Origin of the sequence: Rhodococcus sp. YH3-3, assembly GCF_001653035.1 — a bacterium.
GTDB lineage: Bacteria > Actinomycetota > Actinomycetes > Mycobacteriales > Mycobacteriaceae > Rhodococcus_F > Rhodococcus_F qingshengii.
In genome coordinates, this window is the sequence record NZ_BCWH01000002.1 from 1,057,599 (window position 1) to 1,072,688 (window position 15,090).

General features: G+C 60.5%; 20 protein-coding genes, 1 tRNA gene and 2 pseudogenes. 2 read left to right on the top strand and 21 right to left on the bottom strand.

What is annotated here, in order from left to right:
* Positions 1-6: 6 nt before the first annotated feature.
* The 18 genes and pseudogenes from YH3_RS17775 to YH3_RS36085 form a co-directional block, all read right to left on the bottom strand.
* The gene (locus YH3_RS17775) at positions 7-471 is read right to left on the bottom strand and encodes a hypothetical protein (protein ID WP_064443790.1); all 465 of its coding nucleotides are present in this window, start codon (positions 469-471) and stop codon (positions 7-9) included.
* Positions 472-596: 125 nt separating this feature from the next.
* Entirely contained in the window at positions 597-926 is a 330-nt protein-coding gene (locus tag YH3_RS17780) for a hypothetical protein (RefSeq protein WP_064443791.1), read from the bottom strand.
* A 51-nt stretch (positions 927-977) separates the two neighbouring features.
* Complete coding sequence (locus YH3_RS17785; RefSeq protein WP_064443792.1) at positions 978-1,238, bottom strand: hypothetical protein; 261 nt, start codon at positions 1,236-1,238, stop codon at positions 978-980.
* Between the two features lie 19 nt (positions 1,239-1,257).
* The gene (locus YH3_RS17790) at positions 1,258-1,446 is read right to left on the bottom strand and encodes a hypothetical protein (RefSeq protein ID WP_064443793.1); all 189 of its coding nucleotides are present in this window, start codon (positions 1,444-1,446) and stop codon (positions 1,258-1,260) included.
* 8 nt (positions 1,447-1,454) lie between these two features.
* Positions 1,455-1,976 carry a hypothetical protein gene (locus tag YH3_RS17795; protein WP_064443794.1) on the bottom strand — a complete coding sequence of 174 codons (522 nt, stop codon included), beginning with the start codon at positions 1,974-1,976 and terminating at the stop codon, positions 1,455-1,457.
* A gap of 127 nt (positions 1,977-2,103) precedes the next feature.
* Complete coding sequence (locus YH3_RS17800) at positions 2,104-6,468, bottom strand: phage tail tape measure protein (protein ID WP_064443795.1); 4,365 nt, start codon at positions 6,466-6,468, stop codon at positions 2,104-2,106.
* Entirely contained in the window at positions 6,468-6,917 is a 450-nt protein-coding gene (locus tag YH3_RS17805) for a hypothetical protein (RefSeq protein WP_064443796.1), read from the bottom strand. Before YH3_RS17805 ends, YH3_RS17800 begins: the two co-directional genes overlap by 1 nt.
* A 1-nt stretch (position 6,918) precedes the next feature.
* The gene (locus YH3_RS17810; protein WP_064443797.1) at positions 6,919-7,179 is read right to left on the bottom strand and encodes a hypothetical protein; all 261 of its coding nucleotides are present in this window, start codon (positions 7,177-7,179) and stop codon (positions 6,919-6,921) included.
* Between the two features lie 141 nt (positions 7,180-7,320).
* Complete coding sequence (locus YH3_RS34980; protein WP_082920600.1) at positions 7,321-7,773, bottom strand: WhiB family transcriptional regulator; 453 nt, start codon at positions 7,771-7,773, stop codon at positions 7,321-7,323.
* Positions 7,774-7,824: 51 nt separating this feature from the next.
* Positions 7,825-7,998, bottom strand: a complete 174-nt coding sequence (locus YH3_RS36070; protein ID WP_193777167.1) for a hypothetical protein — start codon at positions 7,996-7,998, stop codon at positions 7,825-7,827.
* A gap of 432 nt (positions 7,999-8,430) precedes the next feature.
* Positions 8,431-8,661 carry a hypothetical protein gene (locus tag YH3_RS36730; RefSeq protein WP_238592638.1) on the bottom strand — a complete coding sequence of 77 codons (231 nt, stop codon included), beginning with the start codon at positions 8,659-8,661 and terminating at the stop codon, positions 8,431-8,433.
* A gap of 429 nt (positions 8,662-9,090) precedes the next feature.
* Positions 9,091-9,297, bottom strand: a pseudogene (locus tag YH3_RS37340) (hypothetical protein); the annotation flags it as partial.
* A 3-nt stretch (positions 9,298-9,300) separates the two neighbouring features.
* Positions 9,301-9,444, bottom strand: coding sequence for a hypothetical protein (locus YH3_RS36075; RefSeq protein WP_193777168.1), 144 nt, complete (start codon positions 9,442-9,444; stop codon positions 9,301-9,303).
* Positions 9,441-9,854, bottom strand: coding sequence for a hypothetical protein (locus tag YH3_RS17825; protein WP_064443800.1), 414 nt, complete (start codon positions 9,852-9,854; stop codon positions 9,441-9,443). Before YH3_RS17825 ends, YH3_RS36075 begins: the two co-directional genes overlap by 4 nt.
* Positions 9,854-10,021 (bottom strand): hypothetical protein, encoded by a 168-nt coding sequence (locus YH3_RS36080; protein WP_193777169.1) that lies wholly within the window; start codon positions 10,019-10,021, stop codon positions 9,854-9,856. Before YH3_RS36080 ends, YH3_RS17825 begins: the two co-directional genes overlap by 1 nt.
* A 34-nt stretch (positions 10,022-10,055) precedes the next feature.
* Positions 10,056-10,262, bottom strand: a complete 207-nt coding sequence (locus YH3_RS17835) for a hypothetical protein (protein ID WP_154100304.1) — start codon at positions 10,260-10,262, stop codon at positions 10,056-10,058.
* Between the two features lie 38 nt (positions 10,263-10,300).
* Positions 10,301-10,612 carry a hypothetical protein gene (locus tag YH3_RS17840; RefSeq protein ID WP_064443803.1) on the bottom strand — a complete coding sequence of 104 codons (312 nt, stop codon included), beginning with the start codon at positions 10,610-10,612 and terminating at the stop codon, positions 10,301-10,303.
* The gene (locus tag YH3_RS36085) at positions 10,609-10,860 is read right to left on the bottom strand and encodes an AlpA family transcriptional regulator (RefSeq protein ID WP_193777170.1); all 252 of its coding nucleotides are present in this window, start codon (positions 10,858-10,860) and stop codon (positions 10,609-10,611) included. The genes YH3_RS17840 and YH3_RS36085 overlap by 4 nt, the downstream gene beginning before the upstream one ends.
* Positions 10,861-10,916: 56 nt before the next feature.
* Here YH3_RS36085 and YH3_RS17850 point away from each other — a divergent pair, with 56 nt between their 5' ends.
* Together YH3_RS17850 and YH3_RS34990 are read left to right on the top strand one after the other, a co-directional pair.
* Positions 10,917-11,642, top strand: coding sequence for a helix-turn-helix domain-containing protein (locus YH3_RS17850; RefSeq protein ID WP_082920603.1), 726 nt, complete (start codon positions 10,917-10,919; stop codon positions 11,640-11,642).
* Positions 11,639-12,796 (top strand): annotated as a pseudogene (locus YH3_RS34990) (tyrosine-type recombinase/integrase); the annotation flags it as partial. The gene YH3_RS17850 and the pseudogene YH3_RS34990, both read left to right, overlap by 4 nt.
* Positions 12,797-13,011: 215 nt before the next feature.
* On the opposite strand, the gene YH3_RS17865 reads toward YH3_RS34990, so the two are convergent.
* The 3 genes from YH3_RS17865 to YH3_RS17875 all read right to left on the bottom strand — a co-directional run bounded on the left by YH3_RS17865 (position 13,012) and on the right by YH3_RS17875 (position 14,979).
* Positions 13,012-13,087: transfer RNA gene (locus YH3_RS17865), tRNA-Lys, on the bottom strand.
* Positions 13,088-13,099: 12 nt separating this feature from the next.
* Complete coding sequence (locus YH3_RS17870; RefSeq protein WP_042451373.1) at positions 13,100-14,491, bottom strand: MFS transporter; 1,392 nt, start codon at positions 14,489-14,491, stop codon at positions 13,100-13,102.
* The gene (locus YH3_RS17875) at positions 14,488-14,979 is read right to left on the bottom strand and encodes a MarR family winged helix-turn-helix transcriptional regulator (protein ID WP_042451369.1); all 492 of its coding nucleotides are present in this window, start codon (positions 14,977-14,979) and stop codon (positions 14,488-14,490) included. Before YH3_RS17875 ends, YH3_RS17870 begins: the two co-directional genes overlap by 4 nt.
* Positions 14,980-15,090 lie beyond the last annotated feature (111 nt).

The following is a 15,090-nucleotide window of genomic DNA, read 5'->3' on the forward strand; positions in this document are numbered from 1 at the left end:
TAATCGTCAGTCGCAGGTTGCACCTTCCCGGATGATGGTTGCCGCCTGAAACTTGCTCTTCAGCCCTGTTTGCGCCAACCCGAGATTGTCGAGCGCAAACGATGACGTACCGAGTGTTGCGCCGCTCGCGTCTTCCGCAGACGTTCCACAAACGATGTCGACATGCCAGCCGCCTTCCTTGCCGGAATGCATGTCCACCACGTCTTGCATGACGCGGGTCATCTGCGCGGCTGGATACCGTGTTGGGACAACTACCGTGATGTAGCGGGGTCCGTTGACGCGCATCCAATATTCGGGAACTACGTACGGTGTTGTGGTTGGTGCGCTGGGCGTCGTGGTGGTAGAGGTGATCGTCGATTGCGCAACGGTTTGCGTTGTCGATGCAATCTCGGATTGCGGTTCGCCTGAGCATCCCGCCAAGATTGCGATCGAGAGGCCGGCAACCAGCAGGGCTGCGGATGTCCGTTTCATGGCCAATAGATACCAGACCAGGCAGACTGCAAACGAAAGAACGCCCCAACCGGGCAGGCTGGGGCGTTTGCGCAAGTTTCCGAATTAATGATGCTCTATTTATCGCCTCTTGCTATTGATGGTGCTCATCGGCCTTTGAGTCCTTCTCGGATGGATTCGGCGATGGTTTCGGCTACGACGTCTTTGCGGTCGATGCACGCGTTTTCGAGGTATTTCGCTTCACCGTCTTGGTGGTGGTAGCCAACCTCTTCATGTTGACGCACTGCGTACGGTGTATCGAATGCGACGATGGCCTCGTTGCCTTCTGCCTGCGTGTACGAGGAGTTGCGGAGTACGCCGGTTTCTTTCGGTGCGCGGAGTACGGCCTCTTGGTGGATGATGTCAGCGGCTTGCTGTAGGCCTCGTGTGGCTGCGTGTTCGACTGCGGCGATGATGGTGTTGAAGTCGTTGCTCATGGTTGGTCCTTCCGTGCGGCCCAGCCGGTGAAGGCTGGGCCGCCAGGAGTGTCAGGCTGCGTCGCCGGAGGTGTTGAAAAGCGTGAAGGTGCGGTCCTTCGAAAGTGCCCGCTCGACGGCCTTCTCGGGGGTCATCTCCTCGTCGTAGGCGGGCGCTTCTCGGTCGGTGATTGATCCCGGCGCGATAGCGTCAGCCTGTCCGAAGATGCGGGCCTGCTTCGGCTTGCCGGAGTGCCCACTGCTGGTACCGGGCACGTCAACGAATGTGTCTTCGGGGTCGGCGTGGGTGTGGATTTCGATGTTCTTACTCATGGTGTTGTCTCCTGGGGTGTCACTCGTCGAAGTAGTCGAGTTCGTAGATGTAGTGCTTGATGGGTCGTGCGGGGTTGTCTGTCTTCTCCCCTTCTACGAGTTGCCGTTCGCGCTTGCCTGCCTCCCACTCCGCGAAGTTGCCTACGGGCGAGGGCTGGGTATCGGCAGGATCGGGGTCTGGGATTGCTCGGAAGAACCTGTTGGGCATCGTTTCTCCTAGTCGCGGTGCAGGCAGTGTCGGCCTGACTTGTCGGTGACGAACCCGATCTCGCGCCGGATGCCGGTTCGGCCCTCATTGCACGCGTAGTCGATGTAGTCCTTGCTGGGATCCCGCAGTTTCGGCTTGGGCAGTCCGAGCCGCTTCGCTTCAGCTTCGAACCTACGGACTGCAGAGTGTCGAGTCTCAATGAGATTCTGGAGATTCCTGATAGACGAAACGATCGCTGCGTACTCGTCCTGCATTTCGGCAAGTCCGGGCTCGTTCCACTCGGCAACCGCCTTGTTGTGTGCCTCGATGGCGTTGCGGCGCTCGGCTTCTGCGGCGTCGGCTTCGGCTTTCTCTGCTGCTTTGCGTCGGAGTCCGAGAAAGTTCAGCTTTTCGCGGGCTTTGCTGATCGCGGTCGAGGTGACGGCCGTGTCGCCGTTGATGACCTTCGTTTCGAGATCCTCGACAGCAGCAGTGGCGTCGACGATTTCGGCGTCGATGTCAGCGACGGTGGGAATGATGGTTTCAGCCATGATGCTTGTTCTCCTAGGTTGAGTGTTGTTGCTGCTGTTGTGGTTTCGACCTGCGGACTGAATGTCCGATGGTGCGTGTATTGATGCAGGTCAGAGGCTGTGTGGTCACGCAGTGGTCACAGCGAAATCAGAGCCTGCCCTTCATGATTGCGATGTCCGCCATGCCGGTTCCGTTGTCTACGTTGACGCTTGCGCGGATCGGCTCACGGTTCTTGATCGCCAACAGAATTGCTTCGAGGATTGGCGCGAGTTCGTCGGTGACTTGCCCGAACCCCTTCTCCAACTGAGCGGAACTGTTGGCGCCTGTGTCGAATTGACCGGTGAAGTTGCCATCTGCGTCGAAGCCACTGGCGAGTGCGAACGCACTGCCGACGCCGAATGCGAGAGCGTTGTATGCGGCTGCTCTGCGCCCGTTGGCGGTGGTGGGCACCTTCAGCCCGGGGGCTTCTCCGACGTAGCCACCGAAGCCGCCTAGGCCGTGGATCCCGCCGTCCTCGAAGGGGACGAGATCGAATCCGAAGCCGTTGACGATCTTCTTCGTCACGGCAAGGGACTGCCGACGCTTGGCAGGATGCAGTGGGATGTAGCCCTCCCCACCTGTGCCTGGCTCGGCGAACCGAACGAGGTCAGCGCCATCCGGGTAGATGCCAGCCTGTTCAGGTAGGCCGCGAATGCCTCCGTTCTCGAAGACGCGGACAGCTCCCTTCCAGATCACGTTGTCATCCGGTGCTGGCTCGGCCGGTGCGCTGGTCGAGGTGGTGTCAGTCGGTGTGTACGACGACGAGCCGGAGGTAGGCCAGTTGGTGACGAAGACTCGTTGTCCGTCTGTGGCGAGTGCAGCGCCGGCATCGGTGGTAGCGACTGTCATGGCGTTGCCGTTGCCGCGGGCATTCGACGCCGCGATGATCTCGTCCGCCTCAGCAGCCTTCACCGCATAGTTCGAACCATCCGCGGTGCCTGACTGCTGCACCTTCTGCGCCGCCTGCGCTTCCGTCATGCTGTTGTAGTCGAAGTCGTCGAGCTTGTCGTAAAACATGCCCGCAGCCCTGGTCGGATCCTTCCGGTCCTCCAACGTTCCCCAACCACCGTTGTCGCGTTGCTGCATGATGCCGGCGTTATCGCCATCCATGCCGTGATCGAGGTTCTGCAAATCGGTTTCAGCGAGGGCGGTCATGACCGCGGCCTTGATGCCCTTATCGCTGATGCCGCGGCGCTTACCTTCCGCGATCACCTGATCGGCGATCTTCTCCCGCTCGGTACGCGAGTCCGGAGCAGCAGGACCCGCGGCTTGAGCGCTACCGGCAGGTTCACCCAACGGCTCCTTAGCCGCGACGTGCACATGGTTGGTGTGATCACCCGCACCCGCATAGAACGAGTCCGGAACGAACTCACCATCCTTGATGCACCGCCCGAACCTCGGATCGATGTAGATCAGCTCAGCCAACTGCTTCTGATAGTTGTCGGCCATGTAATTCGCCATCGCCAACTGCTCATCCGTGTTCCCTGACCCGTTGGAGAAGTCCGCTGCCTGACCACTGTTGTGGTACGACGTGGACCCATCCGAACGGTACGAGGAGAACGCGTGCCCGTTCTGCAACAGATCCGGGAACTTGCGTGCAGCAATACCTTCGAGGCTTTCAACCACACCACCGTCAGCCATCGGCTTCACATCACTGAATCGGACAACGCCCATACCGAACCGGCGAGCAGTCTCAGCGAGGATCTGTTCAGCCCGAGGACGCTTAGAGGGAGCGCCGGGAATGAAAGCCTCCCAACCTGTTTCAGCCTCCGCCCACTGGTAGATGCCGCGCCCGTAGCCGTTCCGTATCTTCGCCTGTCCAGGCTCGTCTATGCCGCCGTTCGCCCGCGGTCGTACACCAGAAGGTAGTTGCGCCACGCCATTGGAGTTACCGCTAGATGGCTGCCCGAAGTTCGAGCTCAGTCCAGCACCTGAGAACTGTTGGCTGACGACTGGGTTCACGGTGACCGTCATCGAACGTGGTTGTGACATCCATGCCTGAAGGTTGCGTTGCGCCTCCTCTGTTTCAGCGGAGACGATCACCGTGCCGTCCTTCAGCACCTCTACCTTCACGCCTTCGAGCGCTCGAAGGGAGTCAATTGAGTCTTTCGTCAGTGCCTGCGTATGGATGGTCTTCGCGTCCGGGACATCGAGAACCTTCCCTCTCAAAACATCGAAGTCGGACTTCGCTTCCGGCATGCCCTCGGTGCGGACCTCAGTGGATACGAACTCGGGGGTGAGCCCGAGAGTGTTCAGGTACTTGACTGCGGCCTCGTTGCTGCCGAGTGTGGCCGTGAGCTGCTGGATCAGTGCGTCGCGGTTGCCGGCGTACTGTCTCGTCAGGTTCTCGACAGTGTTGCCAGCTTCGAGCCCGGTCTTGATCTGGTCTCGGAACTGGCCGGACAGTCCGCGCAGCCGGTTTTCCATCTCCGCCTGTAGCGGGTTGGCCCTATCGATTGCGCCGTTCCAGTTCTCGATCTTGATGACCGAGCCGTCGACGGCTACACCTATTTCGCCAATGGACTTGGTGACCTTCGCTGTCTGGTCGTTGAACGCTGCCGAGAGCTTGAGTTCGTCGATGAACCCGTTCGTCCGATCCTGGGCTGCACCGAGCGCGGGAATGTAGTCCTCTCGGATTGTGTCTGCTGTGCCGGACAGGAAGCCTTTGATTCCGCCTTCACCGTTTTCTCCGACACCTGCCTCACGGGTGGTCCGGGCAAGCTCCCTCAACTTGTCGGCCGCGCCGCCTGTAGCAATGCCGAGGATCTGCCCGAACCCAGGGATGGACTCACCAACCGAGAGGATGTTCGCACCCATCTCAAGAAAGCTCGCGCCGGTCTCGGATGCTGCGCCTGCGAATTCAGCGAGCCCATCGAGCCCCGATGCTACGAACCCGAGTACTGACTTGCCGAGTTCGAATGCCGCGTTGCCCGCGGTTTGGAAGAAATCGATCACCCCCACTCGGTTGTTCGAGATGTTGTCAGCCCACTCCGCAATCTGCGGGCCGAACGCTGCCGCAAGGGCGGCCTTGAATCCGTCTGCCACCGTTGAGATGGAGTTCATCGCACCCTTGACCGATGTTGCCGTGTTACCGCCGATTTGATTTGCCAGCTTCCCGGCGGCACCTTCGAACTCGCCGAAGTCAGCAAGAGCCTTCGACGGATCCCACTGAGACAGAGCGCCAATGAAGTCACCGGACGTGTCACCAAGCAACGCCATCGCCGCAGCGTTTCGCTTCACCGGATCCTCGATTGCGCTGATCTTGTCGAAGGCCTGGTCGAAAGCGGCGTCCGCTTCAGGTCCACCCTTCTTGAACACCTCGTACATTTCGGCGCCGTTCAGGCCGATGTCGTTGAGAGCCGTGACGATCGTGTCGCCCTCTTCAGTGATGCGACGGCCAAACTCACGTAGCGAGTCACCGGCCCGGTCCGAGTTGTCCGCGCCGTTGTCCGTCGATTGCTCGATCAGTGCGAGGGCCATCTCGGCTGAAATGCCGGCGTTCTTCCAACCAGCCGAGTACTCACTGATCGTTTCGAGAAGATCGCCCTGCTTGTTGGCGCTGCCGCCGACAGCATTGGCGATCATGTCGGACGCTTCTTGCGCGCTCGCCGCAAGACCTGTGGACATCAGCGACGAGACAGCCAGGACTGATTGCGAGACCTCCCCGTCGAGAGCGGTGGAGATGGTGTCCAAGCTGGCAATGACTTTCTCGGCGTCCTGCTGTGTGGCACCGGGATCGATGACATTCGACTGCAACGCCAGGGTGAGTGTCGAGAGGTTGGCCTCGACTGACTCACCGAATGCGTCCGAATATGCTTCCCCTGCTGCGAGACCGAACTTCCGGGCCTGCGCCTCAGTGGTCTTCGTACGGGCTTGGAATAGGTCGAGGTTGGCTTCTTGCTCCATGCCGTCACTGATGGCGGCGGCGAGAGCAGCACCGACACTAAGACCGATCACACCGACACCAAGCAGGGCGCCAGCGATAGGGCCAGTCGAGGAAGACAGCTTCCCGATCTTGTCGGTGAACCCGGACAGGAAGTTCCCGCCCATGTCGCGGCCGGCGCCACCAGCACCTGATGCAGCGCCGCCGAGGTCATCGCCCAACTGACCGACCTGGCGGCTGGCCTGCGATGCAGACGTACTGATGCGGTCCACATCGGTGGCAGCACCGCGGGCAGCGCTCCCGAGTCGGTTCACATCCTGCGAACTCTGACCAACTCGGGAAGCGTCTCGGGCGGCGTCGCCGGCAGCGGTGCCGAGCCTGCCCATGTCCTGCTGGGCACCCGACGTGGAGGTACTGAGCCGATCAACACCCTGCGCGCTCTGCCTGAAACTCTGGTCAACCCTGCGCGCTGCCTGCTGCACCGTCGATTCGAACCTGTCCGTCTGCTGCCCAGCGGTGCGCATGTCCCGAATGAATTGGTCCATATCCACAGTCAGGTGGGCGACGAGATCTGCGACATTGAGAGGCATTAGCGACCACCTCGCTTACCGGACTTCACCTTGGGCTTCGGCTTCTTCTCAGGCTTCGGAGCGAGGAACTTCTCTGCGATCCACTCCAGATCCACCAGCTTCCCGAGCTGCCCCAAGCTCCAGTGAGCTTCGGCCATATCGGGGGAGAAACCGAAGTGAAGCTGTGCGGTGCGGCCGGCGTGCAAGATCATCGGCCACGTGATGTTGTCAGCGACCATCTCAGCGACAACACCGGAAAGTTCGAGTTCGCCGGTTTCCTCATCGCGCTCAGCGCCGAGAACTACCAAAGCGTCTTCGACCTGCTCGTTTGGCGGGATGCCCTCCAGGGTGAGGCGGCCCCTCAGGGTCAGGCATTCTTCGGCGCCGGGGGCGGGAACGGTGTAGCGCTTTCCTCGGATCGGGAGGTGAAGGTCGGGATCGAAGAATTCGGCAAGATCTTTGTAAGCCATGTCAGGACTCCTGTCCGTTGGCGCGGATGCCTCGAACGCAACCGATCAATGTCATGACCGTTTGGTAGTTGGACAAGTGCTGTGCGAATGCGAGAGCGTGCTCGCTGTGATCGGCCTGCGCGGCGACGGTCAGTCGAGTGATTTCGTCGTCGGTCATGGCGTCGAGGACCGATCGAACGGCGCCGTTGTTGTAGTCCTCGATGCCGTTGACGATGGCGGCGAGGTCGGCGCGGCCTTGTTGGTCGCTGTTGCGGTCTGTCATGTGTTCTCCGAGGGTTCGGACCTGCGGATTGAGAATCCGATCAGGTGTGTGTTTGTGCAGTTCAGGCCACCTGTGGTCACAAGGTGGTCACGCGCTGCTGTTGCGGTGAGCATCGCGATTTCCTTCCGTTCGAGCGAATGATTATGCGGATTTGTGCATATTCATTCGTTTGTGTTCATCATGCGAGAGGGGTCCGACACGCTCGACTGGTTTGGCGGGGTCCGCTGTCCCGGCGTCTTTTGCTTTTCGCCTTGGAGGCTGATGGCGCGAGACGAGGCGGCCGTTCCACATCCCGGATGCCTCGTGGTCTTTCGCCGCGAGTTCGCATGCGGAGCGCACTGGGCATGTCAGGCAGATCTTTCGCGCCTGGTGATGCCGTTCGGCGCGTTCCTTCTCGGGTTCGGCGTCGTGGTCTTCCCGGTCGAGGCGGTCGTCGAACAGTGGCGCTTTCCCTTTGCAGGCTGCGCCGTGGAGTCGGGGGTCGACGAGGATGCTCATTGCTGGTGATGCCAGCGCCCGTAGAAGCTTGTCGACCGCAACCTTGTCTAGATCACCTCGGGCGTTCACCTCGTTGCTCCTATCGCGTGCGCGCATGCGGGCGCGGATCGATCACTTCTCGCAGATGCACGCGCCTGCGCGGACCTGTCAGCGGGCGCCGTAGTCGTGGACCTTGGTGGGGTTGGCGAGGTTTGGCCGGCAACGCAGACATGGGCGCGGGTGGCCTTGTTCGTCCTCTCCGAGCCAGCCGTTATCGCAGACGTGGGGGAGAGGCGCGGCGGTCGTGGTGTCGGAGCGTTCTTCGCCGTAGCGGTCAGGCATTGCGGGGTTCCTCTCTCCCGTGCGCGGTAGCCGTGCCGAACGTTCGTTTCTCCCGTGCGCGGGGAGCCCGGTAAACGTGTACTTCTCGCGCACGCGGTGACCGTGCCAGACGTCTGGTTTGAAACGAGATGGGGGCGGAGCCCTCCCGCGCACGCACGCAGGAGGGCTGCCAAAGGTTTGGTTGGGCTGGTCATGCGATGAGGCCTTGACCGTTGTTTGCCCAGCTAGTGGGGCGTTCTGTGTCGCTTTGGGGGTGTCCGAAGCATGGGTAGGCGCGGTCGGTGAGTACGAGTCCGGCTTGTGCGGGTGTTCGGCACTGTTCGGCTCGTCGGTGGAGGTCGAATGCTGAGGGGCTGGTGAAGGTGTGGTGGCAGCCGTCGCAGTGGCAGGTGGACATGCCACCCCAGGTTGCTCCGCACTTGATGCAAGTAGTCATGCTGTGCTCTTCTCTGCTGTTGCCGTAGGAATTTCAGCGCCGTTTAGGGGTGCACTGGTGTCCTTGGGTGGGTGAAGGGTTTTTCGTCGCCCTAGACGTTGCTTGTCGCGGTACTTCACGAGTTCGGCGCGAATCGCATACCAGCTGTGACCCCACTCGATCATGTCCACGGCGTAGGTGCTCTCGTCTTCGGACAGCGCGCCCAAGGTTCTCCGTAGATGGTCCATCGGTGTTTGCTCGGGTTCCGGTTGCTGCTCGTTGCCGTAACGATCGAGCGAATTCGCATGGGAAGGGGGTTCTTTGGTTTGCGCCGCTTTTTCGGTCTCGCGCTCATGCGCGCTCGCGCCCGTGTTACTTACGCAAGAGAGCGGATGCCCTTCCCTGTTGTTAGTCCCTGATGGTTCTTTCTGATTGGGGGGCAGTGAGTACCCCCCACTTTCGGCGTCGATTACCCCCCTAGGCGGAACTGAATGCCCCCCTAGAGCGGCGCCGATTACCTCCCTAGAAGCTGATTCAGGGGGGTAGTCAGTACCCTTCAAAGAGCCCGACTCAGGGGGGCACTCAGTACCCTCCAAGAGCTTTGGGACTGCGAGGGTGAAAACATTCGTTCGTCCGGTGCCTCGACCCCCCTCATGAGTGCGCACAATCCACCCCTTCTCGATAAGTGTTCGGATCGATTTCTTGGCGGTCTTGTCCGTCACACGAGCTGCCGCACAGAGGGTTTTCAGGCTCGGCCGAGCGTTGGTCAGATCGCCACGTGCGAACGTGCTCAGGTTCAACAGGACGCGGTACTCGGCGTGCGTCAGGTCTGCACCCCGAATCGCCTCCATCCACGCGAACTTGTTCATCGGCCGATCAGACATGGCTCAGCGCTCCTCCATCTGTTCGTGACGATCGAGGATGTCCGCGCTGCTGTGGAGATGAGGCTCGAAGTGCTTGTAGTCGTGGGCCATCCACGCCACGCTCTGAATGACCAGCAAGGCGGCGAGGATGAGTTCAGTGGTGCTCACATGTCCTCCCGGTGCCGTGCGGCCTCGGTGATCTGCTCGCAATCGCGCTTCAAGATGCGTTCTGCATCGTTAATGAGGGCGAACGCCGCTGTTGCCAGATCAGCCGAGAGTTGGAGCGCTGCAACGGGAGACATCTGGAAGGTGCCGCCAGTCGAGTTCCATTTGCTGTCAACGCCTTCGAGCCCGACAACAAACTCAACTGAATCCGAATCTGTCCACCTGTGAACAGTCGCTCGGATGCCCGTCGACTGCGCGGGCTGCTCGAAATCGCCCTGCGCCAGTGCGACCGGCTTGCACTGATCCTCGTAGATATCGCCGTCCGGCTGCTGAGCTGCCGGCAACTGTCGAATGCGAGCGAAGCCGGCAGGGTCCGAGTGGAAGCCATCAATGTCTGAGTAGGTAGGAGACATCACGCCACCTGCTCAGACTGGAACTTCGCCATCGCACGGGCGGCGTCCTGCAAAACATCCATCAGGCCGTAGACCTCGTCGATATCAGCGATGTGCAGGCGAATGTCATTGCCGATCTGAATGTCGACGGTGTTGCGCTCCGAGTCGTATGCGGCCTCGATCTGCATGCAGCGCATCGTGAGCTTTCCGAAGTAAGGCATGTCAGGCCGCCAATCCGCGGTCACGCGCTTCACCGAGAGCGATGATCAGATCGTCAACGGCGTCGCAGCGGATGGCGTAGTCGTTGATCAGGACGAGGCGATCGAAGGTGCCGTCACCGTTGTTGTGGAACTGCGCGGCGATCGTCAAAGTTTCGCCGTCATTCGTGATGAAATCGGCCTCTGTCCTGAGGAAACTTGGTGCGTCCACGGAGGTGAGGTGAACTTGTCGGGGGTTCCGGGTAGTCTTCATTTTGTTCGCCCAATCTGTTGCGGGTTCGGGTGATGGCCTCGGCTAAAAGGTGTTCGAGCACCTGCCGGGGCCTTCTTCATTGAGTCGAGCTGATCGTCGGATTCGAGTCCGAGCGCTTTAAGCAGTCCTTCGACGGGCACCTTGTACTTGCGTCCGAGTCGAAGGACTGGAAACGGCAGTTCGCCGCGTTTGGCTGCCAGGTAGCCGGCCGTTTGGCCGAAGCCGACAATCTCAAGTGCTGTCGGCAGGTCAGTGATCACCCCAAGGGCTCTGACTGCCTCGGGCGTCCACTTCACCGCCGATGTCACGCCGCACCGCCAACCTCTTGTGCGGCGAGCCATGCGTCAACATCGCTCCACCTGTAGCGAATACTCCCGTTCTCAAACTTGATGAACTTCGGTCCTACGCCGTTCATACGCCACACAGCGAGGCCCTGGACCGTCTTGCTGAGGTATTCCGCCAGCTCCGGCGGTTTGGCCAACGAAGCGCGGTCGTCGGGGGATTTCACCATCACATCCCCGGCCGCCCTGTGCTCTGATGCAGAGTTCGCGGTCACGATTCCTCCGTTCATATTTTTACTCATAAAGCGCGATTTCGTTCACATGTTGTGACATGCACCAGCGTGGCACAGATGTAATTTCGGCGCAAGTAGATTCATGGACATTCAGTCTGATATCGTCAGATTTCATGACATCGAGTACGGGGAACTGGCCAGAGGAACTGACCAAGGCAGTCGTTGAACAGATCCGCCGCTACCGCCAAAAGCGGGGGCTCAGCTATCAGCAGCTCGCTGATCGTTGTACCGAACTCGGCTACCCCACGGGTCGGACAACACTCGCGAATCTTGAAGCGCACAAACGAAAGTCGCTCACACTGCATGAGTTGATTGTTCTCGCGGCCGCACTGGAGGTGCCTCCGGTGGAGCTCATATTCCCGGGCATACCGGACGGTGAATTTCAGATCCTGCCGAACAAGTCGCAGAACGCTTGGGACGCACTCAAATGGTTCACTGGCGAAACGAAGGTGCCCCGTGAGGCAGCTCAGCCCGACGAACCTGAGTATCACCTGACGCTGATGCGCGAATTGGACTCGATTCCCGGTCAGATCTCACAGTGGGAATCAGATGTTCGTGACACGAAGATCCAGTATGAGACTGCAATGGCGGCCGCCGAGGAGGAAGGCTCTTCGGTTGAGGAGTACAAGACAGCCTCGACACTGAGGCACTGGATTCGGCGTGCGAATGCGGCAATCGCCGATACCCGAAAGGCCGAAATCCTGATCAAACAGAAGCTGAAAGACGCTGGCTTCGATGTTTCTGAGATTGAGGAGGAGTCATGAGGGGGAGTGTTTCGAAGCGGTGCAAATGCCCTGTCGAGCGTGATGCAAAGGGCCGGCGCAAAGCCTGCCGCAAAGCACACGGTTCGTGGGTGTTCATTGCGGACATGGGAAATGACCCGGCAACGGGGAAGCGTCGACAGGTTCGTAAGTCCGGATTCAAGTCGAGCGATGACGCCGAAGCAGCACTGTCTGCGTTCCTTCACGCGGCCGGTACCGGGCAACTCGCACACGACGACAAGCTGACTGTCGCTGACTACTTGCGCGGTTGGATCGAAGCGAAACGTGATTCGGGGATTCGACCGACGACGATCCGGTCGTACGAGCAGCACGTGAACTCGTACCTGATCCCGCATCTCGGGCGGCTCCGTCTCGGTGAGCTGCGCGCCACCCATGTCGAGAAGTTCCTACGGGACATCGCGAAGCCTAAGGTCAAGCCTGAGGCAGACGCACAGATAGCAAAGGGTGCGCGCCGCAATCCGAAGACACTGAGTCCGGCAACAATCCGGCGCGTCCACGCAACGCTGCGTACCGCGCTCACTTCAGCGAAGCGCAAGCACCTCGTGGCATTCAATGCTGCCGAGAACCTTGAACTGCCTCGCGCCAACCGTCCCAAGGTGAAGCCGTGGGAAGCCGAGGAGCTGGGCAAGTTCCTCGACCACGCCACGACCGACCGACTCGGCACGCTCTACGAGACGATGGCGATGACGGGACTGCGCCGCGGTGAGACCTGCGGGCTGCGCTGGGATGACGTGGACCTCGACAAGAACACCGTCATCGTTCGTCAGCAACTCGTGGAGATCGACGGAACCGGCATTAAGTGCGAGTTCTGTGGGGACGAGCACCGACAGTTCCAGTTCGGAAAGCCGAAGACAGCCAGCGGTGAAGATCGTGTGGTCGGTATCGACGCGCACACCGCGGGCGTTCTGCTGGCTCACCGCTTCGCTCAGGACATGGAACGAGCCGAGTGGGGTGAGGCGTACGTCGAACATGGTCTGGTCTTCGCTCGGGAGAACGGACAGCCGTACCCGCCGCAGTACGTCACCGATCAGTTCAACAAGCTGACCAAGGCCGCGGGTGTGCGCTCGATCCGTCTGCACGACCTGCGCCATGGTCAGGCGTCACTGTTGCTTGCGGCCGGCGTCGATCTGACCATCGTGTCGAAGCGGCTCGGGCACTCGTCGATCGCCATCACAGCGGACACGTACAGCCACCTTTTGGCTGGTGTGGACTCCAAGGCTGCCGAGGCTGCGGCCGGTCTCGTACCGCGCTCGAACAGGGAACAAAAAGGCGGGCGTGACCACTTGGTGACCACTCCCGCCGATCCGAACGTGTCTGTCCCACAATCTGAACAGGAAGATCCTGGTCAGGATGGTGCCCCCAGTAGGACTCGAACCTACGACCTGCGGATTAAAAGTCCGTAGCTCTACCAACTGAGCTATAGGGGCGCGGCGCAGAGTCTAACGGGACCGCAGAGTCCGTGAAAACACCACCCCCACCAGAAGGGCGATTCCGATGACGGCGATGGTCCCGCCCGTGCGATGCAGACCCGCGTCGTCGATGGTTCCGCGCATGGTCAACTCGATGACGACGGCAGCAAGGTTGGCGCCGATGTACTGGATTGTTCGGTACAGACCGATCGCAGTTCCGACGTCGGCGGAGGTGGTCACCGAGTTGATCAGGTTCTGGTTTCCCATGTTGTTGAAGCCGTTGGGAATGCCCAGGATCGCCGCAATCAGCAGGAGTGCCACAAGGGGAGTCGAACTCGATTCGACAAAGGCGATCAGAATCCCGCCGACAGCCAACGCGGCGGTGCCGATCAGGAGGGTGATCCGTGCGCCGAATTTCCCGTACACCCTGGACGCGGACATGGTCGCGAAGATCCCGACCGCAGCGACGGGCAGCATGAAGAGCCCGGCGCTGATCGGTGACATTCCGCGGGCTACCTGTAGCCACTGGGGGAGTCCGAAGAAGATGCAGTAGAACGCTGTGTAAGTCAGCAGGGTCCGGCCGAGAGTCATGCTCAGTGCGCGGTTTCGGACGACGGCGCGGACGTCGATGAACGCCGAGGCCGTTCGACGTTCCCACCAGACGAACAGGAACGCGAAGAGGGCCGTCGACGGGACGAGGTACCACTTCGCGTGCTCGGCGAGAGAGAGGAGAAAGAGCATCGTCGATGTCGTCAGAGCCAGAAACAGGGTGATACCGAGTGGGTCGAGAGACTTGAACAACGCAGCGGCGCCGGCCCGGTCGGGCAGGGCGGAGTCGCTCGGGGCGGCGAAGAAGACCCATACGGCAGTGACGACGACAAGTGGGAGGTTCACCCACATGATCGATTGCCAACCGAGTGTGCCGACCAACAACCCGCCGAGAGTGGGCCCCAGCGCGACGACCGATTGAGCGCAAATGGTGAGTGTTGCTATAGCTGAACGGGTTTGAGTCCGGTGGCGGTCAGCGTATTCGCGGATGACGGTCATCGCGTTCGGATACTGTGTCGCCGTGCCGATTCCGAGCAGGATTCGTGCGGCGATCAGCCAGCCCAGCGACGGGGCGAGCGAGCCGAGGATCGATCCGGCAGCGATCAGGCCCAATCCGGCGAGGTAGACGCGTTTGGCGCCGAGGATCGATCCGAGTCGACCAGCCGCCGGTGCCGTGACCGCAGTCGCGATGTAGAGGGCCGAGATGACCCACGCTGTGCCTGAACTGGAACCGAAGTATGTGGCGATCGGGACGATTGCCACCGCAATCATCGACGAGTTCAGCGCTTGAAGAACGGTTCCGGAGCCGAGAGCAAGACTCAGTTTCAGTGGAACGGGAGTTTGGGGGGTCGGCGTTTCGATGACGGTGGTCACGAGTTCATCAGTGACTCCTCTGATATCGATGTCGATGCTGGGGACTCGCCCTGGCCGAGTCTTCGCAGGATTCGGCCGGCGATCAGAAGCAAGTCACGCTCGGCTTCGGTGCACTCGGCGTCGATGACCTCGGCCAGCCACTCTGTTCGTTTCGTTCGGTCTTCGTGAAGGGTCGATGTGCCGAGTTCGGTCATCGTGACCAAGACCGCGCGGCCGTCCGATGGATCCGCCCTTCGCGTCACCATGCCCTGCTCTTCGAGCGCGGCCACGGTCTTTGCGATTGATTGCGGCGTGACGCGCTCGAATTTTGCCAATTCTTTGGCGGTCGACGGACCTTGTCGGTCGAGGTGGCCGAGGGCCTGGATCTGGCTCGGCGTGAGCTTGTGGTCGTTGCGTTTGGTGCGTAGACGTCGGACGAAGGCACCCAGATCGTCCCAAAGTACGTCGATCTCGTCTCGAGCCTTGCTGCGACCCTCTCCATCGTTCATTTAGACAGTCTAACTGTGTTGTTTCGATGCTGCCAGTACGGTTTCGACGGAAAAGGGGGAATAAACAATTGCACTAGTTGTTTAAAACCTTGGAACTGCTGTCCATCGGTC